Annotated in this window: 20 protein-coding genes, 2 pseudogenes and 1 other annotated feature; of the genes and pseudogenes, 5 read left to right on the top strand and 17 right to left on the bottom strand. The window is 54.7% G+C overall.

What is annotated here, in order from left to right:
* Positions 1-143: 143 nt before the first annotated feature.
* The 7 genes from groL to AWJ19_RS00885 all read right to left on the bottom strand — a co-directional run bounded on the left by groL (position 144) and on the right by AWJ19_RS00885 (position 5,434).
* Positions 144-1,775 (bottom strand): chaperonin GroEL, encoded by a 1,632-nt coding sequence (gene groL / locus AWJ19_RS00915; RefSeq protein WP_068720747.1) that lies wholly within the window; start codon positions 1,773-1,775, stop codon positions 144-146.
* An 87-nt stretch (positions 1,776-1,862) separates the two neighbouring features.
* On the bottom strand, positions 1,863-2,144 hold the full coding sequence (groES, locus tag AWJ19_RS00910) for a co-chaperone GroES (RefSeq protein WP_068720745.1): 282 nt from the start codon (positions 2,142-2,144) through the stop codon (positions 1,863-1,865).
* A 327-nt stretch (positions 2,145-2,471) separates the two neighbouring features.
* Positions 2,472-3,242 carry a twin-arginine translocase subunit TatC gene (gene tatC / locus AWJ19_RS00905; RefSeq protein WP_068720743.1) on the bottom strand — a complete coding sequence of 257 codons (771 nt, stop codon included), beginning with the start codon at positions 3,240-3,242 and terminating at the stop codon, positions 2,472-2,474.
* A gap of 159 nt (positions 3,243-3,401) precedes the next feature.
* Positions 3,402-3,641, bottom strand: coding sequence for a twin-arginine translocase TatA/TatE family subunit (gene tatA / locus AWJ19_RS00900; protein WP_068720810.1), 240 nt, complete (start codon positions 3,639-3,641; stop codon positions 3,402-3,404).
* Between the two features lie 126 nt (positions 3,642-3,767).
* Positions 3,768-4,253: a MogA/MoaB family molybdenum cofactor biosynthesis protein gene (locus tag AWJ19_RS00895; protein WP_039870183.1), complete on the bottom strand. Its 486-nt coding sequence runs from the start codon at positions 4,251-4,253 to the stop codon at positions 3,768-3,770.
* A 76-nt stretch (positions 4,254-4,329) separates the two neighbouring features.
* The gene (gene moaC, locus AWJ19_RS00890; protein ID WP_068720741.1) at positions 4,330-4,803 is read right to left on the bottom strand and encodes a cyclic pyranopterin monophosphate synthase MoaC; all 474 of its coding nucleotides are present in this window, start codon (positions 4,801-4,803) and stop codon (positions 4,330-4,332) included.
* A complete protein-coding gene (locus tag AWJ19_RS00885) occupies positions 4,793-5,434 on the bottom strand; it encodes a 5-formyltetrahydrofolate cyclo-ligase (protein WP_068720739.1) in 642 nt (213 codons plus the stop codon). The genes moaC and AWJ19_RS00885 overlap by 11 nt, the downstream gene beginning before the upstream one ends.
* 229 nt (positions 5,435-5,663) lie before the next feature.
* Between AWJ19_RS00885 and AWJ19_RS00880 the strand changes: the two genes are divergently transcribed.
* Entirely contained in the window at positions 5,664-7,619 is a 1,956-nt protein-coding gene (locus AWJ19_RS00880) for an ABC-F family ATP-binding cassette domain-containing protein (RefSeq protein ID WP_068720737.1), read from the top strand.
* Between the two features lie 520 nt (positions 7,620-8,139).
* Here the strand turns inward: AWJ19_RS00880 and AWJ19_RS00875 are convergent.
* The 8 genes and pseudogenes from AWJ19_RS00875 to AWJ19_RS00835 form a co-directional block, all read right to left on the bottom strand.
* The gene (locus tag AWJ19_RS00875) at positions 8,140-9,696 is read right to left on the bottom strand and encodes a 2-isopropylmalate synthase (protein ID WP_068720735.1); all 1,557 of its coding nucleotides are present in this window, start codon (positions 9,694-9,696) and stop codon (positions 8,140-8,142) included.
* 267 nt (positions 9,697-9,963) lie between these two features.
* Positions 9,964-10,256 (bottom strand) — a binding site (T-box leader).
* A 432-nt stretch (positions 10,257-10,688) separates the two neighbouring features.
* Positions 10,689-11,737, bottom strand: a pseudogene (tsaD, locus tag AWJ19_RS00865) (tRNA (adenosine(37)-N6)-threonylcarbamoyltransferase complex transferase subunit TsaD).
* Entirely contained in the window at positions 11,734-12,258 is a 525-nt protein-coding gene (gene rimI / locus AWJ19_RS00860) for a ribosomal protein S18-alanine N-acetyltransferase (protein ID WP_241781548.1), read from the bottom strand. Before rimI ends, tsaD begins: the two are co-directional and overlap by 4 nt.
* Positions 12,255-13,085: a tRNA (adenosine(37)-N6)-threonylcarbamoyltransferase complex dimerization subunit type 1 TsaB gene (gene tsaB, locus AWJ19_RS00855; RefSeq protein WP_068720806.1), complete on the bottom strand. Its 831-nt coding sequence runs from the start codon at positions 13,083-13,085 to the stop codon at positions 12,255-12,257. The genes rimI and tsaB overlap by 4 nt, the downstream gene beginning before the upstream one ends.
* Entirely contained in the window at positions 13,085-13,573 is a 489-nt protein-coding gene (gene tsaE, locus AWJ19_RS00850; RefSeq protein ID WP_068720732.1) for a tRNA (adenosine(37)-N6)-threonylcarbamoyltransferase complex ATPase subunit type 1 TsaE, read from the bottom strand. The genes tsaB and tsaE overlap by 1 nt, the downstream gene beginning before the upstream one ends.
* 105 nt (positions 13,574-13,678) lie before the next feature.
* Positions 13,679-14,685: pseudogene (locus AWJ19_RS00845) on the bottom strand (multidrug resistance efflux transporter family protein).
* A 288-nt stretch (positions 14,686-14,973) separates the two neighbouring features.
* Positions 14,974-15,159 carry an H-type small acid-soluble spore protein gene (locus AWJ19_RS00840; protein ID WP_068720730.1) on the bottom strand — a complete coding sequence of 62 codons (186 nt, stop codon included), beginning with the start codon at positions 15,157-15,159 and terminating at the stop codon, positions 14,974-14,976.
* A gap of 49 nt (positions 15,160-15,208) precedes the next feature.
* Positions 15,209-15,400: a hypothetical protein gene (locus AWJ19_RS00835; RefSeq protein ID WP_068720728.1), complete on the bottom strand. Its 192-nt coding sequence runs from the start codon at positions 15,398-15,400 to the stop codon at positions 15,209-15,211.
* Positions 15,401-15,610: 210 nt separating this feature from the next.
* Between AWJ19_RS00835 and AWJ19_RS00830 the strand changes: the two genes are divergently transcribed.
* Genes AWJ19_RS00830 through ligD form a run of 3 tightly spaced genes read left to right on the top strand, consistent with a single transcriptional unit; the run spans position 15,611 to position 18,474 of the window.
* Positions 15,611-16,582: a Ku protein gene (locus AWJ19_RS00830; RefSeq protein ID WP_068720726.1), complete on the top strand. Its 972-nt coding sequence runs from the start codon at positions 15,611-15,613 to the stop codon at positions 16,580-16,582.
* A gap of 33 nt (positions 16,583-16,615) precedes the next feature.
* On the top strand, positions 16,616-17,683 hold the full coding sequence (locus tag AWJ19_RS00825; RefSeq protein WP_068720724.1) for a DNA ligase: 1,068 nt from the start codon (positions 16,616-16,618) through the stop codon (positions 17,681-17,683).
* The gene (gene ligD / locus AWJ19_RS00820; protein ID WP_068720722.1) at positions 17,590-18,474 is read left to right on the top strand and encodes a non-homologous end-joining DNA ligase; all 885 of its coding nucleotides are present in this window, start codon (positions 17,590-17,592) and stop codon (positions 18,472-18,474) included. Before AWJ19_RS00825 ends, ligD begins: the two co-directional genes overlap by 94 nt.
* 225 nt (positions 18,475-18,699) lie before the next feature.
* Here ligD and AWJ19_RS00815 read toward each other — a convergent pair whose 3' ends face one another.
* Together AWJ19_RS00815 and cls are read right to left on the bottom strand one after the other, a co-directional pair.
* On the bottom strand, positions 18,700-19,611 hold the full coding sequence (locus AWJ19_RS00815) for a YitT family protein (RefSeq protein ID WP_068720721.1): 912 nt from the start codon (positions 19,609-19,611) through the stop codon (positions 18,700-18,702).
* Positions 19,612-19,777: 166 nt separating this feature from the next.
* The gene (gene cls / locus AWJ19_RS00810) at positions 19,778-21,211 is read right to left on the bottom strand and encodes a cardiolipin synthase (RefSeq protein ID WP_198536441.1); all 1,434 of its coding nucleotides are present in this window, start codon (positions 21,209-21,211) and stop codon (positions 19,778-19,780) included.
* A gap of 245 nt (positions 21,212-21,456) precedes the next feature.
* On the opposite strand from cls, the gene AWJ19_RS37150 reads away from it, so the two are divergent.
* Positions 21,457-22,665 (top strand): peptidoglycan DD-metalloendopeptidase family protein, encoded by a 1,209-nt coding sequence (locus AWJ19_RS37150; RefSeq protein WP_068720719.1) that lies wholly within the window; start codon positions 21,457-21,459, stop codon positions 22,663-22,665.
* Positions 22,666-22,683 lie beyond the last annotated feature (18 nt).

Below are 22,683 nucleotides of genomic sequence, written 5' to 3'. Positions count from 1 at the left end.
CTGCCGCAGGATCAACTGCTATACTCTATTCTTTCGGTGCTAGATTGGTTTGGGTAATCCAGTATCAATAAAATAAAGCCGGACAAACAAAAAAACCTTGAGAAGCCTGTAAACAGGCCTCTCAAGGTTTACGGTAAATCGTCTTACATCATGCCGCCCATTCCGCCCATGCCGCCCATGTCTGGCATGCCGCCGCCTTTTTCAGGCTCTGGCTTGTCAGCGATGACAGCTTCGGTGGTCAGGAACATAGCCGCTACGGATGCAGCGTTCTGCAGCGCGGAGCGTGTTACCTTCGCAGGGTCAACGATTCCGGCTTCGAACATGTTCACCCATTCGCCGGTAGCTGCGTTGTAGCCTACGCCAACTTTTTCTTTCTTCAGACGGTCCACGATAACGGAACCTTCTTCGCCGGCATTTGCAGCGATTGTACGGATCGGCTCTTCCAGAGCGCGCAGAACGATGTTTACGCCGGTTTTTTCGTCGCCGGATACATCTACTGCTGCTACTGCATTATATACGTTCACAAGAGCTGTACCACCACCGGATACGATACCTTCTTCAACCGCAGCGCGGGTTGCGTTCAGGGCGTCTTCGATGCGCAGCTTGCGCTCTTTCAGTTCAGTTTCAGTTGCTGCGCCGACTTTGACTACGGCTACGCCGCCAGCCAGTTTAGCCAGACGCTCCTGCAGCTTCTCTTTGTCGAACTCGGAAGTGGTTTCTTCCAGTTGGGCACGGATCTGGCTTACGCGGGCATTGATATCCGCTTTGTCGCCGCTGCCGTCTACGATTGTAGTGTTTTCTTTGGTTACGCGCACTTGACGTGCGTTACCCAGCTGATCAATGGAAGTGCTCTTCAGGTCAAGACCGAGCTTCTCAGTGATCACTTGGCCACCTGTCAGGGCAGCGATATCCTGCAGCATAGCTTCACGGCGGTCGCCGAAGCCAGGAGCTTTAACAGCTACAGCGTTGAAGGTTCCGCGCAGTTTGTTCACGATCAGCATAGCCTGTGCTTCGCCTTCGATATCTTCAGCGATGATCACGAGCGGACGGGCCTGCTGTACGATCTTCTCAAGCAGCGGCAGGATTTCCTGTGTGCTGCTGATCTTCTTATCAGTGATCAGGATGTACGGGTTGTCCAGAACAGCTTCCATTTTGTCCGTATCAGTAATCATGTACGGGGAAATGTAGCCGCGGTCGAACTGCATACCTTCAACCACTTCAAGCTCAGTCAGGAAGCCGCGGGATTCTTCAACGGTGATAACGCCGTCTTTGCCCACTTTTTCCATAGCTTCAGCAATCAGCTGGCCTACTTCGTCATCAGCAGCGGAGATAGCTGCTACTTGAGCGATAGCCTGGGAATCTTCGATTGGCTTAGCGATGTTCTGAAGTTCAGCAACAGCCGCTTTAACCGCTTTGTCGATCCCTTTGCGGATAACCATCGGGTTAGCGCCTGCAGTTACGTTCTTCAGACCTTCGCGGATCATGGCCTGAGCCAGAACTGTTGCAGTTGTAGTACCGTCACCGGCTACATCGTTAGTCTTGGTAGCTACTTCTTTAACGAGCTGTGCGCCCATGTTCTCGAAAGCATCTTCCAGTTCGATTTCTTTGGCAATGGTAACACCGTCATTAGTGATCAGCGGGCTGCCGAATTTCTTCTCAAGTACCACGTTACGGCCTTTAGGACCCAGTGTAACTTTTACTGCGTTAGCCAGAGCATCAACCCCGCGGAGCATCGAGCGGCGGGCGTCTTCACTGAATTTAATTTCTTTTGCCATTAGTGTTAACCTCCTAGAAATTGTTGTAAGTGTTTAAAATCTTCTGAAGCTTAAGTATATTTACCGCTATCCTTATAAAGGATCTTCTTAGTCAAGAATCGCGTGAATGTCGCTTTCTTTCATAATCAAATATTCTTTGCCTTCGTATTTGATTTCGGTTCCGGCATATTTCGAGAAGATCACGCGGTCGCCTTCTTTAACTTCCAGCGGTACACGCACTCCGTCTTTCAGAGCTCCGCTACCTACTGCGATAATTTTGCCTTCCTGCGGTTTCTCTTTGGAAGAGTCCGGAAGCACGATACCGAAAGAAGTGGTTTCCTGCTGCTCGCTTGCTTCTACCAATACGCGTTCACCTAATGGTCTGATCATGAAAAATAGCCTCCTTTGAAATTATGTGGTTTAGCTTGAAAACAAAATTGGAATACAAGAATCTGCCCGGGACAATACCGGTTCGGCACACCTGCTGCCTGCCGTTTCCGTAATATCCGGCAGCGTTAGCACTCAACCTTCTTCAGTGCTAACAACAATTTTTATGATACTCAACTTGAAGACGGATTTCAAGTCCTTTTACGTAAAATCAGATCCTGAATGCGGAAAAATATGGCTGAACGGGTTGTCCTTGCGCACACTCACATACATTCTATCCACCGGGAGGCAAAATATGCCTCCACGGCTCCAAAACCAGGCATCTAGCTGTCAACGTCCCTGCTGCTTCACATAGCGCGCCTCCCGCGCAGCATCCTCTGCGAGTTGTCTGCGGTAGACCAGCGCTGAAAGAAACACACTGAATTCATACAGGATAAGCAGCGGAATGGTCACCAGGAAATCCGAGATGAAATCCGGAGGTGTGATGACCACCGCAATAAAGACAAGCGCGAAATAAGCATAACGCCGCATCCGGCGCAGGCGCAGCGGATTAAGCACCCGCAGCTTGGTCAGAAACATGACGATCAGCGGCAGCTCAAACAGCAGCGCCAGCGGAATGCACAGACTGAACATAAAGCTGAAGTACTCGGTAATCCCGTAAGTCTCCTCCAGCCCCATGCTGCGGGTAATGGTGATTGTAAACGACAACGCCATCGGAAAAACAATGTAATAGGCAAATAATAAGCCCAGTATGAACAAAACAGCCACGTAAGGAACATACCTTAGCGCCGCGCTCTGCTCCTCCGGCCGCAGCCCCGGACTGATAAACGCCCACAGCTGGTAGACAATAAACGGCAGCGAAACGGCCAGCGAGACGGCCATGGCAATCTTCATATACATCCCGATGCCATCCCAAAAGGAAAAAGCATGCAGCACAAAGCCCTGCGCCTGATCGGCATCAATCAGATACAGATACACGGGTCTAGCCACAAATAATCCGCCGATCAGACCGGCTGTGAACACTATCAGCACATAGATAATCCGTCTGCGCAGCTCAGTGAGATGATCAACCACCGACATTTCTTCCGATTCCAGAGACATGACTGACACCACCCAGATCCGTATGTAAGATTCCCCGCCAAAGATGGCCTGTGATATGACTGCAGGTTCAAAGCCTCTGCAGCTCTTCTGTTTACAAAAAAAGAGGCGCCACCCGGTCTGAAGCAGACTGAGAGAAACGCCCCCGCGTAGTTACACCTGTTATTCCGGCAGCTTCCGTTCCTGCGGAAGGTCTGCAGCTAATGTCTGCGGGGCCGGCGGTGCAGGAGCTTCACTGCGCCGAGCCGGTTCCGGCTCATTAATAATTTCACGTGCCCCGTCCTTGAATTCACGGAAGGTGCGTCCGACCGCCCGGCCAAGCTCCGGAAGCTTATTCGGACCAAAAAGCAGCAGCGCCAGGATCACCAGTAGAATAATTCCGGGAGCACCAATACCATTCAGCATTCGCTTTTCCTCCTCGCCCTTTGTCCGTTCATGATAGATTAAGCAGCAGCTTAATAATACCATAACTTTTGTCACACATCCAACAGCTTTAGCGCTGAGGCGGCAGGGCGGGGCATCCGTCTGTTACTGGCGGTATTGTCCGGTTACCATAAGCAGGGCCTCCGGCAGCTGATCCATGATCGCCGCCAGGTTCTCATGCACTCCCTTGGGCGTTCCCGGCAGATTGACAATCAGCGTCCGTCCGCGGATTCCGCAAATACCGCGGAAGAGCATGACCGCACGGTTCTTCTGCATCACTGTGCTTCTCATCGCCTCCGACATTCCGGGCACCTCACGCTCAATGACCCGGCGGGTAGCTTCCGGAGTAACGTCGCGGATCGCCAGCTCGGTTCCGCCGGTAGTAAGTACAAGATCCGCCTTGAAATAATCGGTAAGCTCGATCAGCGCAGCAATAATCTCATCCTGCTCATCAGGTACAATTCTGACCTCGATGATCTCACCGCCAAGCTCCTCTTCTACCAGCTCGCGGATAACCTGGGCGCTGGTATCTTCCCGTTCGCCCCTGGATCCTTTATCGCTTGCCGTCAGGATTGCTGTTTTCCACGCCATAGGTTGTTCCTCCCTCTCTTTTCTATGTAAGGAAGGCCGCAATGTGCAGCCTTGCCGCACTTCTCTCTTGCAGTAACTAAGCTTCCAGCTCGTAATTCCCGTTCTTCCCGCCGCTCTTGGAGACAAGCATCGTAGGTCCGATGACCATATCCTTCTGCAGCGCCTTGCACATGTCATAGACGGTCAGAGCCGCCGCCGAAACGGCCGTCAGCGCCTCCATCTCCACTCCGGTCTTTCCGGTCGTCTTCACGGTTGCTTCTATATAAAGTTCATCTTTGCTGTTGTCCGAGAAGCGGATGTCAACACCGGTAAGAGAGAGGGGATGGCACATCGGAATCCAGTCCGAGGTCTGCTTCGCAGCCATAATGCCGGCTACCTGTGCAACTGCCAAAACATCTCCTTTGCCGACGCTTCCTGACTTGATGGCCTCGAGCGTCCCGGGATCCATTGTTACCTTGCTTCTTGCAGCCGCTGACCGCTTGGTGATGTCCTTGTCGCTGACATCCACCATACGCGCCCGGCCCTGCTCGTTAAAATGACTAAATTCCATGCTGTCTCTCCCTCCGGCAATCCATGACGCCGTCTTCCGTAATTAACAAGTCCATGTAAGCATCATGGTCGTCCATGGGCACTTCCTCAACCACCTGGCAGCCGAAAGCCAGACCAATCCATAATGGATCTTTCTCTTGCAGGGTAGCTTCGGTATCCAGGGTGGCCCGCAGGCGGTCGTAATATCCGCGTCCGTAGCCCAGCCTTCCGCCCCGCCGGTCAAAAGCCAGCCCCGGGACGAAGATCACATCCGGCCTGGGCAGGCGATCCTGCCTGTCAGCAGAATCAGCAGCCGGCTCCAGTATGCCGAAGGCTCCCGGTACGAGCTCCTTCCATGAGTGTACCGGATGCAGGCTCATCATTCCTGTGGCTTGTATCACACGGGGCAGCAGTAACGTGCAGCCCTCCGCCCAGGCGCCGGCAATCAGCGGGCGCGTATCCAGCTCCGAACGGAAAGGGACATACGCAAGCAATGTCTTCGCTTCTTCTCCCGCCAGCCTTTCCGCCGCATGCCTGCAGACCAGAGAAGACAGTGCGTTTCTCTGGCTCTCCGGCAGCTTGCTGCGGGCGGCGGCAGCCGCTGCACGCAGCTCCCGCTTCCTTTCAGCGGTCAGGGCACTTTGGCCTGTCATGTGCAGCCGCCTCCCGTTTGTTTTTGCCTAGCTTATCATCGTTTGTAAACTCAGTTTACCACTCTTCTCCCCGGTTCGCCAAGGTTGTATCATTTCCGCTGTTAGACGAATCCGGAAAACCGTCCCCCTCGCGCGGCAGAAGCTTTTCATGTAAACTGTAGTATAAGCAAGATATACAGCCGGGTCAGAGCGCCCGGGCGAATATGCAAGGGCGGAGGGTTCAATCAGTATGCTTCTTCAAGCGACAGGAATTTCGAAATCATATGGTATTCAAAGCGTGCTGGACGGCATCAGCCTGCAGGTGAATGAGAAGGAACGAGTCGGACTCGTTGGCGTCAACGGCGCCGGCAAATCCACCTTTCTGCAGATTCTCGCAGGCGAGATGTCCTATGACAGCGGGCAAATTCATAAATCCAAAGAGACAACCGTAGGCTACCTGGCCCAGAACAGCGGCCTGCAGTCGGACAAAACCATCCAGGAGGAAATGCTGGCTGTGTTTGCTCCCTTAATTGAAGCGGAAGCAGAGCTCCGGCAGATGGAAGCGGACATCGCAGACCCGAAGCTGGCCGATGATCCGAAGCGTTATGAGGATCTGCTGGAGCGTTACTCCAAGCGCTCGGACTGGTTCAAGGACCACGGGGGCTATGAAATGAACACCCGGATCCGCAGCGTTTTGCACGGGATGGGCTTCGGGGATTTCGCGCCGGATACTCCCATCTCCACACTCAGCGGCGGACAGAAGACACGGCTGGCACTCGCCCGTATTCTTCTGCAGGCTCCAGACCTGCTCATGCTGGATGAGCCTACGAACCATCTGGACATTGAGACGCTGACCTGGCTGGAGGATTACCTGCGCGGTTATGCCGGCGGCATTCTGGTCGTTTCCCATGACCGGTATTTCCTCGACCGGCTGGTTACAACAATCGTTGAAATAGAACGCCATCAATCCCGCCGTTATACGGGCAATTACAGCCGCTATATGGAGCTGAAGGCAGCGGAATATGAAATCCGCATGAAGCAGTATGAGAAGCAGCAGGAGGAAATCTCCCGGATGGAGGATTTCGTGCAGCGCAACATCGTGCGCGCCTCGACCACCAAGCGTGCACAGAGCCGGCGCAAGGCACTGGAGAAGATGGAGCGCATTGACAAGCCGCTTGGCGATCTCAAAAAGGCCAGCTTCTCCTTCGAGCCTGATTTCATGTCCGGCAAGGAAGTGCTGCAGGTACGGGACGTTGCCGTATCCTTTAGCGAAGCATCTTCGCCGCTGTTCCGCAGTGCCTCCTTTGAGCTGCGGCGCGGGGAGACGGCTGCCCTCATCGGGCCGAACGGGATCGGCAAATCGACGCTGCTGCAATGCCTGACCGGCACCCGCCAGCCGTCCGCCGGAACCGTCAACTGGGGAGCCAAGGTCAAAATCGCCTACTACGATCAGGAGCAGACACGCCTCAACCCGCGCAATACCGTGCTTGAAGAGCTCTGGAGTGAATATCCGATGCTCGAGGAGGCGCGCATCCGCACCATCCTCGGCAACTTCCTGTTCAGCGGCGAGGATGTCCTCAAGAAAATAGCCGCGCTGAGCGGCGGGGAGAAAGCCCGGGTGGCGCTTTCCAAGCTGATGCTGCGCGGCGCAAATATGCTTATTCTCGATGAGCCTACCAACCATCTGGATCTGGTCAGCCGCGAGGTGCTGGAGGCGGCCTTGATTGATTTTGAAGGCACCCTGCTGTTCATATCCCATGACCGTTATTTCCTGAATAAAATGGCTGAACGTGTCCTGGAGCTGCATCCCGGCGGCATTGACCAGTATCTGGGCAACTATGACGACTACATCGAAAAGAAAAAAGAGCTGGAAGCCATTGCACTGGAGGAAGCCGGACTGCTTGCAGCCAAAGCCGCACGGATTGCCGATGCTGAAGCCGCATCTGCCGACAAGGGCAGTGCCTCCTCTTTTGAAGCCGACAAAGCGGCCAAACGGGAGGAGCGTAACCGTCTGCGGCGGATTTCCGAGCTGGAAGAAGCCATTGCCCGGCTGGAAGAGGAGATTGCCGGCATTGAGAATGAAATGACGAAGCCGGAGGTTTATCAGGATTATATGGCGCTCCAGCAGCATGAAAGCGACCTGAAGGAGAAGAAGGAGCAGCTTAGCGGACGGTTCGACGAATGGGAGCAGCTGGCTGACGAATAATGTAAACAGGTTAAATAAATTTTTTTAAACTGTTCCCGATTTGTTCATAAACAGTTATCCACATGCTCATCCACAGTTTTCGTGTATAACCTCAAATAAAAAAAGCCCCTCGGGGCTTTTTTTATGCATTAAATCAGCATTTCACCTGTCAAGTACTTTTTATCCACCGAATTGTCCACATTATCCACAGTTTCCACATAAACCTCACATTGGAAAACTCCCCAATCCCGGGTTGCACGAAACAGGCGTTATTGCTGATTTTACACGGTTTTTACACAACCAGGGCGGAATATGTGGATAACGTTGTCCACAGCTTGACAAATCCTGCATTCGCTAAAATTCTACTTTTTCAGACAACATAATCTGCCGCAAAAAAACAGCTTAATTGTCTGCAAAGCTGCTTCTGCCTGCGCTCTGCTTCCGATTGGACGATTATCCCCGTTCGCGGTCTGTAGCATGGTTGACACCGCCCCTTTGTCGGCTGAACCCGCAAACTGTCCAAAGCCGTCTGTACTGCCGGTTACACCGCCGTCTCCCGGCCGGTTTCCGCACGGGCAGAGAGCAGCGCCGCATTGCAGGCGGCTACATAGGCTATTCCTGCCGCCATTACGATATCCTGATGAATAGCCGTGCCTCTGAATTTGGCGCCGTTCCATTCCACCATGACCGCCGCTTCAGCCTGGGCCTGCTCTCCGCTGCCCAGTGAATGCAGCTCAAGACCGTCAAATCCGATGCTCTCGGCAATCCCCAGACTGATCGCTGCAATCACTGCTTCCAGCGGGCCGCTGCCTGTGCTGGTATAGGCTTCCTCCGCACCGCTCTGCAGATTACGCACGGTCACTGCAGCCACCCGGCGCGGCGCACTGCCGGCAAGCACCTGGACATCGCCAAGCTCATAGAACTGCGCCTGCTGTCCGGTCGCACTGCTGACCATGCGCAGCAGCTCGTCATCGCTGACTGCTTTCTGGCGGTCTGCCTTCTCTTTGAAGGATTCGTAGAGCGCATCCAGCTCCGCCGCATCCAGGGCAACACCGTACTTGGCGGCACGGTCCTTCAGCGCATGCCGGCCGGAGTGTTTGCCGAGAATAATCATGCTGCGCGGAATGCCCAGCCGTTCAGGATCCATAATCTCATAGGTGCTGCGGTCCTTCAGCAGGCCGTCCTGATGGATGCCGGATTCATGCTGGAAGGCATTGCGTCCTACGACCGGCTTGTTGAAGGCAATCGGGAAATGCATCGCCCCGCTGATCAGCCGCGAGGTATCATACAGCTTATCCAGCACAATTCCCGTCTCCGCGCCAAGCACATCCCCTCTTGTCTCCAGCGCCATGACCAGCTCCTCCAGAGCACAGTTTCCGGTACGCTCACCGACACCGTTCACCGTAACCTCGATTTGCGTTGCCCCGCCTTCAATGGCAGCCAGGCTGTTCGCAACGGCAAGCCCCAGATCGTTATGACAATGGGCGCTGTAACTTACGTTCTTTCCGCCCCTGGCCCCCAGGCGCACCCTCCGGAACATCTCTCCGTATTCGTGCGGCAAGGCATAGCCGACTGTATCCGGCAGATTAATGATGCTGGCCCCCTCCTCAATAACTGCCTCTACCATTTCAATCAGGTCATCGATTCCCGTCCGGGCCGCATCCATCGCGGTGAATTCCACCACATCGCAGAACTGGCGGGCATAGGCCGTCATTTCACGGGCGGCTGCAACAACCTCAGGCCGGCTCTTGCGCAGCTGATGTCGCAGATGAATATCGGACGAGGAGATGAACAGGTGAATCCGCCGCCGCGCCGCATCCCGGGTTGCCCGGACAGCCGCATCAATATCCCCGCGGACCGCGCGGGCGAAGCCGCAGATCTCTACACCCTGCACCTTCCGTGAAATAGTCTCCACAGCGGCGAAATCCCCCGGACTGGAGACCGGAAATCCCGGTTCCAGCACATCTACTCCCAGCCCGGCAAGCTTGTGGGCCAGAACAATCTTCTGCTCAGGGGTCAGGCTGGCCCCCGGTGCCTGCTCGCCGTCCCGCAGCGTCGTGTCAAAAATCTGAATACGTTTTTTTACCGGAATAATCATTATGAACCCTCCTGAAATGTAAGTTTAGTTTAAGCTGTTCTTCCGCTTGTGCAGGGCGCACGTCGACTTGCACCCTGCTTCTATTCCCGCCCACTGCTGCCGGCAGCACCCGATCCAACTGCAGATAAATTCCGGGCCATAGCCCGGCTAACTGCAAAACAACACAAAATCCCCCCACAAAGTGGAACTTTAACACGGAGGCTGACTCAGATACTTTGCGGGGACCCCAAATAGCTTTCTGATAAAACAAAAAACCCGCCGTCTCTATAAAGAGACGGCGGGTTACCCCTCCGCGGTACCACTCTTCTTGACGCATCCGGCTTACCTTCAAGGCAAACCGCAAGCTGCGTCCAGCTCACCCCAGACCCGCTCTGGTCCATGCAGGCATGGTCAGGCAAGTATGAGTGTCCGGTAACGGGGACTGCCGTTGCAGCGTACATATTTCACTTCCGCCGCTCCGCTCCCGGGCGAGATTCAATGCTTCTCAGGTGACTGCGTCGCACCAACCCGCAGCTCTCTGCACACCTTCTTCATCTACTGCTCCCGTTCATCGCATTTAATCCTTATAAGCATACAAAAAAGCCTGCCGTCTCATTCAAGAGACGACAGGCTGTTCACCTTCGCGGTACCACTCTTGTTGATATCCCGGTTCAGCCGTATTAGGCCGTCCGGAGAATATCCACTCCATTAATCAGGCAAAAGCATCCGGATGACTTCAATCATCCTGCCATTGCTGACCACCCTTTCACGGAGGTTAGCCGTAGACGGTGTACGAAAGGCCCGGCACACTAGCATGCCGTTTAATATTCTTCCGGAATTTCCTCCAGAAAAACATCCCGCTTCCACCGCTCCGCTCCAAGACGAGTTCAGGTCTCCTTCGGCTGCGTCGCACCTACCCGCAGTTCTCTTAACCCGGAAATACCTTACTGCTTCTTTTCATTGCGTTTCGTTATTTGAATTGGGTTGATTATACTCTTCCCGTTTGAGGAATGTCAATAGGCAGAAACTGACCACTGCTCCAGCGACAAGCCGGGATCGGCAACCATATCGAGCGGCGTGCTGCCGTCATGCCGCCATTTCACATAGGCTGCCGCCCCGATCATCGCCGCATTATCCGTGCAGTATACCGCCGGAGGAATAATCAGCTCGATGCCCTCTTTCTCACAGCGTGACACCAGTGCTTCGCGCAGCCCTTTGTTAGCGGCAACCCCGCCGCAGAGCAGCAGCTGCCTGGCTTCATTGGCTTTGACCGCACGCACGGCCTTCTCCACCAGAACCTCCACCACGGACTCCTGGAAGCCCCGGGCAATACCGGCCACATCCGGAGCCAGCCCCTTCATCTTACTCTGGTTGACCACATTCAGCACAGCCGACTTCAGGCCGCTGAAGCTGAAATCGTATGAATCGGGCTCCAGCCATACCCGCGGCAGGGCTACTGCCTCTTCCGCTTCATGAGCAAGCCGGTCGACATGCGGACCGCCCGGATACGGGAAGCCGAGAGCGCGCGCGACCTTGTCGTAAGCTTCACCCACCGCGTCGTCACGGGTGCGTCCGATAATCCGGAACTCCCCTTCGCGCTCCATATTCACAAGCTCCGTGTGCCCGCCGGATACAACCAGCGTCATACACGGATACTGCAGCTCCTTGACCAGCCGGTTGGCATAAATATGACCGGCGATATGATGGGTGCCGATCAGCGGCTTGCCCCAGGCCAGCGCCAGGCTCTTGGCGCCACGACACCGACCAGCAGCGCACCGACCAGCCCGGGTCCCTGCGTAACTGCAATAGCCGTAAGCTCGTCCGGCTGTACACCTGCAGCTGTCATGGCCTCCTCAATCACCAGGGTAATGACCTCCACATGCTTGCGGGAGGCAACCTCCGGTACTACACCGCCAAAAGCGCGGTGGGTTTCGATCTGGCTGGAGATGATGTTCGCCAGCACCTCACAGCCGTCCTTGACAACAGCTACCGAGGTTTCATCACAGCTCGTCTCGATAGCCAATATAAGTACAGGCGCAGCTGCACCCGTTTCTGTATTCATTTCAGATCCACTCTTCCTTCCATCATTCCCTGCTCCCCGTAAGCCGGCAGATCCGCCCACATGATGAGCGCATCCTCGCGGTTGTCCGAATAATACCCTTTGCGGGTTCCGGCCGGACGGAAGCCTTTTTTGCGGTACAGATTCTGGGCCACCTCGTTCGATACCCTGACCTCAAGTGTAATTGATTTCATGCCCAGGAACCCTGCTGTTCTCATCAGCTCATCGAGCAGCCGCTCGCCCCATTTACGTCCCCGGTAAGCTTCCAGGAGCGCAATGTTTGTTACGTGCGCCTCATCAACAATCGCCCACATCCCGGCATATCCGATAATGCGCTCCTGCAGTTCCATCACCATATACTTGGCGAAATGATTATGCGTCAGCTCATTGCGGAACGCTTCCTCGGTCCACGGCATGGTGAAGGCTTCCCGCTCGATTACGAGAATTTCCGGAATATCCTCAAGCTTCATCAGGCGAAAAACAAGCTCGCTTCCCTGATCCCCCACTATCATAGGCTCCGTCATACTTGGCTTGTGCTCCCTTCACTGCTCCGGCGCAGATTGGCTTCCGCTTCGGAAAGCTGGGTATAGTTCGGGATTAACCCGTGAACATCATCACTGCCCGCCAGCAGTGCAGCCTCGCCGAGAAAGCCGGCCCAGCGCCCTTCCAGCTCGTATGGCACCGGCTGTATTTCCGCCTCGCCAAGCAGCGGTTCAAGGCTGGCATGGCTTGCATGCTGAGCGGTTTCACCTACGAACCACAGAATGCGCGGCTTCATGCCCTCTGCCTCCGCCTGCTTCAGCCGCCCGGCAAGATGCGTTACCCAGTCAGCCATCAGCCGGATCGCATCCGGTTCAAGCCGCTGCGGAGCAGCCTGGCCATCAGCTGTAAACAGCCCGGTGTAGGCTTGCCCGCGGCGGGCATCGATCAGCGGAATGATCCAGTCGGGTCCATATCCGCCTTGTCCCGCTTCAGCAGCCGGGCCTTCCGCCTGCTTCTCCAGCGCGGCAGCATAACCGCCCCAGGCCAGCGCATGCAGGCTGGAAACGCCTGCAACCGGCACCTTCCAGGCCCAGGCCAGTGTCTTGGCCGCAGACACCGCAATGCGCGTTCCGGTGTAAGATCCCGGGCCGACGCCCACGGCAATCCCCTTTAGCATGGACGCATCGGTACCGCTGGCCTGCATTGCCTGCTCGATTATCGGGAGGAGATGTACGGAATGGTTCCGCTCCCCGGATGCATTAATCTCATGCAGCACCCTGCCTTCCTCCGTAACAGCTACGCCCAGTATGGCCGTCGAAGTATCCAGCGCCAAAAGCCGCTTCCGCGGCCCGTTATTTTCCTTCATCATCATTCGTTACCCCACTTCTGGATCAGCTCGCGGCACAGTTCCCCGTATGGCTCACCGGCTGCCTTCACAGTAATCAGGCGTTCCTCCGGTCCGGCCGTTTCCATGTATAGATGCAGATGCCGCTGCGGCATCAAATCTGTAATGATGCTGCTCCATTCCACCAGGCAGACTCCCTGCCCGTAGAAATATTCATCGAGCCCCAGCTCGTCCGCTTCCTGCGGGGAGATCCGGTACACATCCATATGGTACAGCGGCAGGCGTCCGTTGTATTCTTTGATAATAGTAAATGTAGGACTGTTCACAATCCCCTCTACACCCAGATGGCGCGCAAAAGCCTGCGAAAATGCCGTCTTGCCGGCACCCAGGTCACCATCGAGGCCGATCACCATGCCCGCCGATGCCGCACCGGCTATCGCAGCTGCAAGCAGCTCCGTATCCTGAAGGCTGTGTGAACGGTAAGTAAATACCGTTTCAACATGATTGTCCAAGCTGCAACTCCACCTTATATAGTATCCTTTTAAAGACATCAACCGACATAGCATAACAATACTTTTAATTATATCGGTATGCTACTTGTCCCGCAACAACCCCCTCTATTCCCGGCTGCCGGCCGTATAGGCTGAATGCGGCTGTCTGCTTCTCTCTGCCTGTTTTTTCTTCGGGTTATGTCCGGAAAACAGGCTGTGCAGCACCATTCCGGCGATAATGACCGCAATTCCAGTCCAGGACAGCAGAGAAGGCAGCGGTGCAGACAGAATCAGGATTTCCCCGATCAGCGCAAACAGCACCTCCAGCGACTGGGTGGCTTCCACCGAAGCCAGTCCGCTCATGCTGCTGCGGACCATATCCGTAGCCCGGAAAAACAGGACGGTAGCAATGACACCTGAGGAAAAAGCGACAATCACAGACTGTAGGGCCTGCGGGCCTGAGGGCAGCCCCACATCTGCCAGACCGATAAGCGATATAATAAGCCAGAACGGCAGGCTGGCCAGTGTCATGCCGAGAATACGCTGGAACACGTCGAGCCGCTCCCCGCACAGCTCCATTGTTTTGCGGTTTCCAAGCGGATACGCGAAGGACGCGATCAGAACCGGGACTATGCCCAGCAGTACCTGTGACGCTTCAAGCTTACGGGCATGATCGGCCTGGAGCAGCGCTACACCAGCCAAAATGATCAGGGACAGTCCGAGGCCGCGCAGCGGAATCCTGCCCCGTTCATAGACGCTTGAACCTCCGGAGCCGGCAACCCATTGTCCGAAGAACGGGGCCAGAAGGGAACCGGAGATAATGGTAATCTGCCAGGTTCGGCGGTCAGCCAGCCCGGCGCATAAGCAGCCGCGAAGCAGATTGGTGCGTAGAACAGGCCAAAGCCGACCGTTCCCCAGAGCAGCCAGGCCCCCGGGCGCTCCTTCATCGCTGCCAGCAGCGGCTTCAGCCTGCCCCGCCCCGCAACGATAGCCACCAAAAACGGAAGTGTAAACAGATAACGCAGTGAGGCGCTCCAGGCCCAGCTGCCTCCCGACAGCTCCATCCGCCGGTTAAGGACAAAAGTTACCGCAAAAAATAGCGCCGAACAGACGCCAAGTAAAATAGGACGCACGTTCATCATCTCTTTTCATCAAATTCACCTCCCCAATATAGGGTCAGACTTTTGCCACCGTCAACCCTTGTGTCAGCTGTACGGCAGCTTGGGCCGGATGGGCGGCCTCTGCTTCACTTCATAAACGCAGCCAGCAGATGCATTCCTTCTGCAAAGGCCCTGCCCGTTATATAGCACAACACAAACAGAGCAGCTATTATCCGTGACAGGACATCGCTGCTCTGGCGTTGTTAGAACACTTTATTATCTTCCGAAGAACCGTTAACGACACAGCCGCATCATTTGCGGTTATTTCCTCTGCTCCTCCAGCCGGTCTACACCGACTGTATGTGTATTGGTTGGCCGTGAGCCTACCTGTACGGTTGCCATTCCATTTTCCTCATCCACACGTTCGATCCAGACCGATTCGCCGTCCAGATGAACGGGGATCATATCCTTGGATGTATAGATATCCATCGCACGTTTTACGTCCATGATTCAAGTCTCCTTCGCAAGCATACGCTTTATTTTTATTAGTACCGTCTCAAAAAAATGGATTTTCCTGCACTTCATCCGCTTCAGGCTCGCCGATGGTGTCATCGGCATCGAGATATCCGGCCTCCGGACCGTAATCCGTATCATCCGGATCGGCAACAATCCCGGCCCAGTCCACAACCTCGGCAGGAATATCCTGCTCGGATAATTCATCAAGCCATTCCTTGCGCCCCTTGCCCATGGTTCTTATCCCTCCGCTTTTCTCCATACATGACAGATATGCCTGCCATTAGGCCAGCTTTTACAAGCCCGGCTTTATTTTTTCCCAAGACTCGCAAAAAATGCATCAGGGTAGAAACTGCGCCCGCACACCATACTAAACAGTAACTACATGATGGGGTTCAGCTCATACAGCACTTATACAGCACTTATAACTCAGGAGGCGATATCCATGCATACCGTCTGGAAAGGGGCCATCAGCTTCGGCCTTGTTCACGTCCCGGTCAAAATGTTCTCGGCAACCGAGGATAAAGACATTTCACTCCGTTACATCCATAAGGAATGCGGAAGCCCGTTGTCCTATGTCCGTAAATGCCCTGTATGCGAAAAGGAAGTCGGGTGGGAGGAGATCGGCAAGGGCTATGAATATGAAAAGGGTAAGTTTGTCCTGTTCGACAAAGAAGAACTGGAGCAGCTGACCGAGGAGAGCAGCAAGAGCATCACCATTCTGGATTTCGTGGATTTGACGGAGATTGACCCGATTTATTTTCAAAAAACCTACTACCTGTCACCCGATCAGGCCGGCACCAACGCCTACCGTCTGCTGATGGAGGCCATGCGCCAGAGCGGCAAAATCGGGATCGCCAAAATTTCCATCCGGTCCAAAAGCAGCCTGGCAGCCATCCGGGTGCTGGAGAACTGCCTGGCCATTGAGACGATTTTTTATCCGGATGAGGTTCGGCCTGTAACCCAGGTTCCGGGCCTGCCGGAAGCAGGCATTGTCAGCGACAAGGAGCTGGAAATGGCCAAGCTGCTGATCTCCCAGCTGTCCACTCCTTTTGAGCCGGGCAAGTATACCGATGATTACCGCCAGCGGATGCTGGATCTGATCTCGCACAAAATCTCCGGCGAGGAGTTCCACATTGCACCAGCCCGCCAGGAGAGCAATGTTATTGACCTGATGGCCGCACTGCAGGCCAGCATCGAGGCAGTTCAGCATATCCCGAGCGATCCTGGGACCGCTCCGGCAGCGGCTGCAGGCAAGTCAAAGACGGGCACCGGCACCCGGAAAAGAGCAGCCAAAGCCAGCGGCACCGAAGCGGCAGCCGGTACTCCTGTCCTCAGCGAAGCAACCGGACCCATTCCGGTTATTGCCCCCAAGACCAAACGGCGCAGCTCAAAAAGCAAAGAGACCGTATCCTGACGCGGACGGTCAGGCACCCAAGGAGGCGGTTTGATGGAATTGAAGCCTGTTACACCGTTCGAACCGGTACTTGCTGCGCAGCTTCCCTCCGGCAGCCAGTGGATTGCCCAGATTAAATGGGACGGGGTCCGCATGCTGTCCTATTATGACGGCAGCCGTATAGAGCTTGTTAACCGCCGGGGCAACCGGCGCACAATGCAATACCCCGAGTTAACTGTGCAGGACCGCTATTGCCGGGCAGACAGCTTCATCCTGGACGGTGAAATTATCGCGCTGGCCGGCGGCAAACCGTCCTTTCATGAAGTGATGCGCCGTGACGGCGTGAGAAGCGAAGCCGCAGTCCGCGCCGTGCTGCCTCAGGTTCCGGTACTCTATATGGTCTTCGACATGCTGTACTGCAGCGGCAAGTGGCTGCTGGATCAGCCCTTGTCCATGCGGCAGCAGATGCTGCAGGATATGCTGCTGCCCCATCCCCATGTGCAGAATGTGCCAAGCTACACTGATCCGGCTAAGCTGTTTGCTGCTGCCAGCAGCGGAGGATTAGAGGGGATTGTCTGCAAAGACCTGGACAGCACCTATGCTCTGGGCGGCAAAGACAAACGGTGGCAAAAGCGTAAGAACATCCTCGACGTAACCGCTGTAGCCGGAGGAGTCACGTTCCGGGACGGGATCGTTAATGCCCTGCTGCTCGGTCTTTATGACAATGAAGGCAGGCTGCATTACATCGGCCATGCCGGGGCCGGCAGAATGACCGCCATGGACTGGCGTAATCTGACCGCCCAGGCCCATAACCTGACTATACCTGCATCGCCTTTTGCAGCCATGCCGGAGCGCAGCAAGGATGCGGTATGGATCAGTCCGAGCCTGGTGTTCAAGCTGCATTTTCTGGAGTGGAACCCATCCGGAACGCTGCGCCAGCCGGTCATCCAGGCACAGGTAGATTTGCCGGCTGAGTCCTGCGCCTTGAGCAGAGAGGCTGAGCACTATTTTACAGGAGGTGAATCTGTATGCCGGCAACCCTTAAAGGCACGATTACCATTGACGGACAGGAGCTTACCGTTACGAATCCGGAGAAGCCGCTTTGGCCGGAGATGGGTATAACGAAGCGGATTTATCTGCAAAAGCTGGCCGCCCTTTCGCCTTACCTGCTCAGCTACTGCAGAAACCGGCTGCTGACGGTGATAAGGTACCCCCACGGCGTGCCCGGGATGTCCTTTTACCAGAAAAACGCCCCGCAGCCGCGGCCTGAATTTGTAAAAACAGCTGTGCAGGACGGGATCGAATATATTGTTCTGCATGGCTTGCCGGAGCTGTTATGGCTGGGGAATCTGGCCGCGCTGGAGTTTCATCCTTCGCTGCATTACGCCGGAAGCAGCCTGCCCTGTGAGTGGATGATTGACCTCGATCCTTCCCTTGAAGTGGAGCCGCGTATTATGGAGGCTGCTGCTCTCGTCGGCGATGTGCTCAAATCACTGGGGCTTGCTTCAGTTCCCAAAACTTCAGGGGCTACAGGGGTTCAGATCATTGTTCCGGTGCAGCAGGGTATTACCTTTGAAGAGCTGCGCAAGACCGGACACTTCATCGGGCGTTATGTGACTGAGAAGCGTCCCGACCTGTTCACGCTGGAACGCCTGAAAAAGCACCGCGGTGACCGGATTTATTTTGATTATCTCCAGCACTACGGCGGCAAAACGCTGGCTGCCCCATATACTCCCAGGGCACGCCCGGGAGCAACCGTGTCCACTCCGCTGCTGTGGGAAGAGGTTGCCCGCAACGTATCGCCGCTTGATTATCATCTGCTGAACATTGAAGAACGGCTGAACCGCACGGGTGATCTTATTGCCAAGGTAGCGCCACAGCCTGTAGGCGAGATTGCTGCGAAGCTGCCTTGAAGCCGCAGATCAGGCAGGGTCGGCAGAGCCGCAGAACAGCATACAGACAGCAATAAGCCCGCAATGCCTATAATGGCTGCGGGCTTATCAGGCGTCCAGCTTGTGGACGGAAGGTATTGTTCTATATGAGAATTCGGTACAAAGAGCTGCGGGCACCGGATTGATTACTCTGACTTTCGTAAATATACCTTCCTTCGGACAGCGTACCCGTTCCCCCGGATCACGCTAGTGGATTGATTTCTTTTTGAAGCGGCCGCCTTTTACATCGTGGATATTGCCAATTGCAATAAATGCATCAGAATCCCAGTCTTCTACAATGGATTTGAGCTTTGCTTCTTCCAGACGAGTAATAACTACAAAAATCACCTTTTTATTTTCACCGGAAAAACCGCCTTCGCCATCCAGATACGTCACACCACGCCCGAGACGCTCCGTCAGCGCTTCCCCGATATCACGGAACTTGTCGCTGATAATCCAGACCGATTTCGACTGGTCCAGACCTTCGAGTGTTACATCAATCATCTTGAAGGCAATATAATAGGCAATCAGGGAAAACATCGCATTATTCCAGCCGAACACAAAGCCCGCTCCGGAAAGGATAAAGAAGTTGAAGAACATGACTACTTCTCCGACAGAGAATGGCAGCTTCTTCGCAACCAGAATGGCCACTATCTCCGTACCGTCAAGCGATCCCCCGTATCTGACAACGAGCCCGACCCCGACGCCCAGTATAACCCCGCCGAACACGGCTGCCAGCAGCGGCTCAACGGTTATCGGATTGACCGGATGCAGCAGCTGAGTACCGATCGACATGACAACGACTGCAAATAAAGTGGATAAGGCAAAGGTCTTGCCGATCTGCTTGTAGCCGATTATCAGGAACGGCAGGTTGAGCAGGGTCAGCAAAATACCGAGAGGAATATGAAAAATATGGGATAGCATAATGGAAATACCGGTTATTCCGCCGTCAATCAACTCATTGGGAACCAGAAAAATTTCCAGGGCCACCGACATCATCGATGCACCCAGCACCATCATAACCACCCGTTGGGCGAACCGCAGTCTGGCGGTCTTCAAGGATGCTTTCTGAGGCTTTTTCTGATCCTCATTCGTAAAGATTTGCTGGCTCACAGTCATAGAACTCCCCCTATAAATAAGTGTCCAAAGAATAACTGAAAGCATAAGGTTGAGCTATACTTTCTTATATTTCTTCTCGTACTTATATTATATCACAAAAGACGGCCAAATAAGGTATGGAACATATTCGCGCCTTAGAAAAGTTAAGGTTTAGTCCTATTTTTGGTCATAAAAGCGGAGATAACAGCTGACAAAGACCTTGAATCAACTTGACATTTCTGTCCCGCTTCATGAATTTGTCAGGGTCAATAAACTCGCTGTGCTTCTGGTCTTTTTCAAAAGCGGCGGCAAGCCGGACAACCATATCCGGGGCCAGCAGTACCGCAGTAAGCTCGAAATTGGAATAAAAGCTGCGCATATCCAGATTGGCACTGCCGGCCGTCGCCAGCAGATCATCCACAATCATGACCTTGGCATGCATGAAGCCCGCAGTATATCGGTAAAATTTCACCCCGGCATCCTGAAGATTTTCCAGATAGGATAAGGAGGCAGCATAGACAAGCTTGTTGTCCGGCTTGGCCGGAATGATGATCCGCACATCCACTCCGCTCAGCACCGCATTTTTCAGTGCCCGGCAAATCGGCGGATCTGGTATGAAGTAGGGCGAGGTGATCCAGATACGCTTTCTGGCCGCCGTAAGAGCGCCAAAAAACATCTCCTGGGACCCATCCACCGCGCCGTCCGGCCCGCTGGCCACGATCAGCACAGCTTCCTCCCCGCTGCAATGATGCTCCGGAAAAAAACGCGGATGGCTGAGCCAGTCTCCTGCGGCCAGCTTCCAGTCCTTCAGGAACACATACTGCAGATCATATACCGCATCTCCCTCCAGCCTTAAATGCGTGTCGCGCCAGTTGCCCATTTTGGGGTCTTTGCCCAAATAGTCATCTCCGACATTCATTCCGCCCGTAAACCCTACCAGCCCGTCGACAACCATAATTTTGCGGTGATTCCGGTAATTGAACCGCCGTTCCAGCAGCGACACCAGCGGCGGCAGGAAGAAATGAACCTCTACACCGGCATTTTTCAGCGTCCGGATGAACCTCTTACCCAGCGCATGACTGCCCAGGCCATCGCATAAAAGACGGACCTTCACCCCCTGGCGGGCCTTGCGGACCATGACATCCTGAAACCGTTCGCCAATCTCATCATCGCGGAAAATATAAAATTCCAGGTGGATATGCTCCCGCGCACTTTCCATCGCCTCCAGCATAGCCTCATAGGCAGCTCCGGCGTTGGGCAGGATCCGGCATCGGTTACGTCCGGTAATCTTCATATCGGACAGCCCGGAGAGCAGACGAAGCAGGCTGCCCCGGCCGGCAAATTTGGGATTTCCGCATTCCTCCGTTTTTTTAATTATCCTGATTTTACTGCAGACATGTGTGCGGATTTCACTACGGCGCGCCGGCGTACAGCGCCTGCCTATTCTGCGGCTCTGCCAGTAATCACGCCCGAGAAAATAATAGAACGCAAGACCTGCCGGAGGGCAGCAGAAGCTGAGAAATATCCAGGCCATAGCCCTTTGGGGACGGCGGTATTCGAACAGCATGATGGCTGCAATCTGCAGTATAAAGAGAGCCAGTAAGAGTGCAATAATGGTCAAGCCGTCACCTCCGCAATCTCAATAAACACCAGCCGGCAACCTCTGATCCGCTGCTCTGGACAGGCTGATTCTAGTACAGGTTTTGCCGGAACTCTTCCTCTTTATTCAGGCAAACCGTTGTCATGTTCATCCAAAGGGCTGAATACATAGAGTAATAGGACAAATCGGATGAGCCCCAGGATTGCAGGATTTACGGATTCACAGCCAAGTACAAGGCGGCTGCGCAGCCGCAGAAAGGAGAAGCTATGAAACCCCAGCATAAGGATAACCGGATTACCCTGCTCGTTGTCCGCGAAGCCGGACGTCCGGTCAGACAACTGCAGCTGTCCAAGCCTCTGGCCCTGGCCCTGCCGGCTGCGGCTGCCCTTTCCATTTCCAGTCTGGTCACCTCGATGCATTTTCATGCCTCGCGTTCCATTGCCGAGCTGGAGGCGGAGGCCGCCTCCTTGTCGCTGGCCAATCTCCGGATGGAGATGAAGGTGGCCGACAAGGATCAGACGCTGCAGCAGCTCCGCAGCCAGGTAACGGAGCTGTCCGAAGAAGCCGAGGTAATCAAAGACAAGCTCAAAAGTGTAAGTGAGCTTGAAGCAGAGCTGCAGTCGCTGATTGATACTGAGGAAGCAACCGGTACAGATTCAGACGCAGATATGGACTCTGCCTCTATCTCAGGGATTCCCCCGGTATCCGCTTCCGGAAATGCATTTGCGGCTACTGCAGCAGGCCCATCCGCAGGCTCCAGAACAGCTGCCTTAAATACAGGACCGCAGGTAAGTCCTGCCGCCGCCCTTGCCTCCCTGCCGGCCATCAGCTTCCGTCTCGGAGCCATCTCAGGCGCGATCAGCAGCACGGTAACTCCGCAGGTAGGCGGAGAATATATCGCTGTCTATCAGGATGATCCCCTGGGAATGGTACAGGAGGCACGGGATGACTACGAAGAAATCCGCAGCCTGCTGGATGAGATGCTCGCCAGCCTGTCCGCCACCATTACAGAAGCCAAAGAGGTCCGGGATACAGAGGCCCAGCTTAAGGCCAGCCAGGCCCTCGCTGAGAAGGCACGTCTGGCACCGGCCGTTATCTGGCCTACCCGTTCCAAGATCATTACCTCCAGCTTCGGCTACCGTTCCGATCCCTTTAAGAGAATCTCCGCCTATCACTCGGGCATCGATATTGCCGGCAGTATCGGAGACCCCATCTATGCGGCCATGGAAGGTGAGGTTACAGCATCGGATCAAATGGGCGCAAGAGGCAAATACATTATTATCAAGCATGCAAACGGTCTCGAAACCTGGTACATGCATCTGAACAGCATGACCGTCTCCGCCGGTGACAAGGTCGGCAAAGGCGAGCAAATCGGCACCCTCGGCAATACCGGGCGCAGCACGGGGCCACATTTACATTTTCAGGTTATCAAGCAGAATAAAGCGGTCAACCCTTTGGGTTATGTCAAACCATAGAACATGGATGAGAGGCGG

Source organism: Paenibacillus sp. DMB5 (genome assembly GCF_001517085.1).
Lineage (GTDB): Bacteria > Bacillota > Bacilli > Paenibacillales > Paenibacillaceae > Paenibacillus_AQ.
This window is presented reverse-complemented; position numbering and strand designations above follow the sequence as displayed.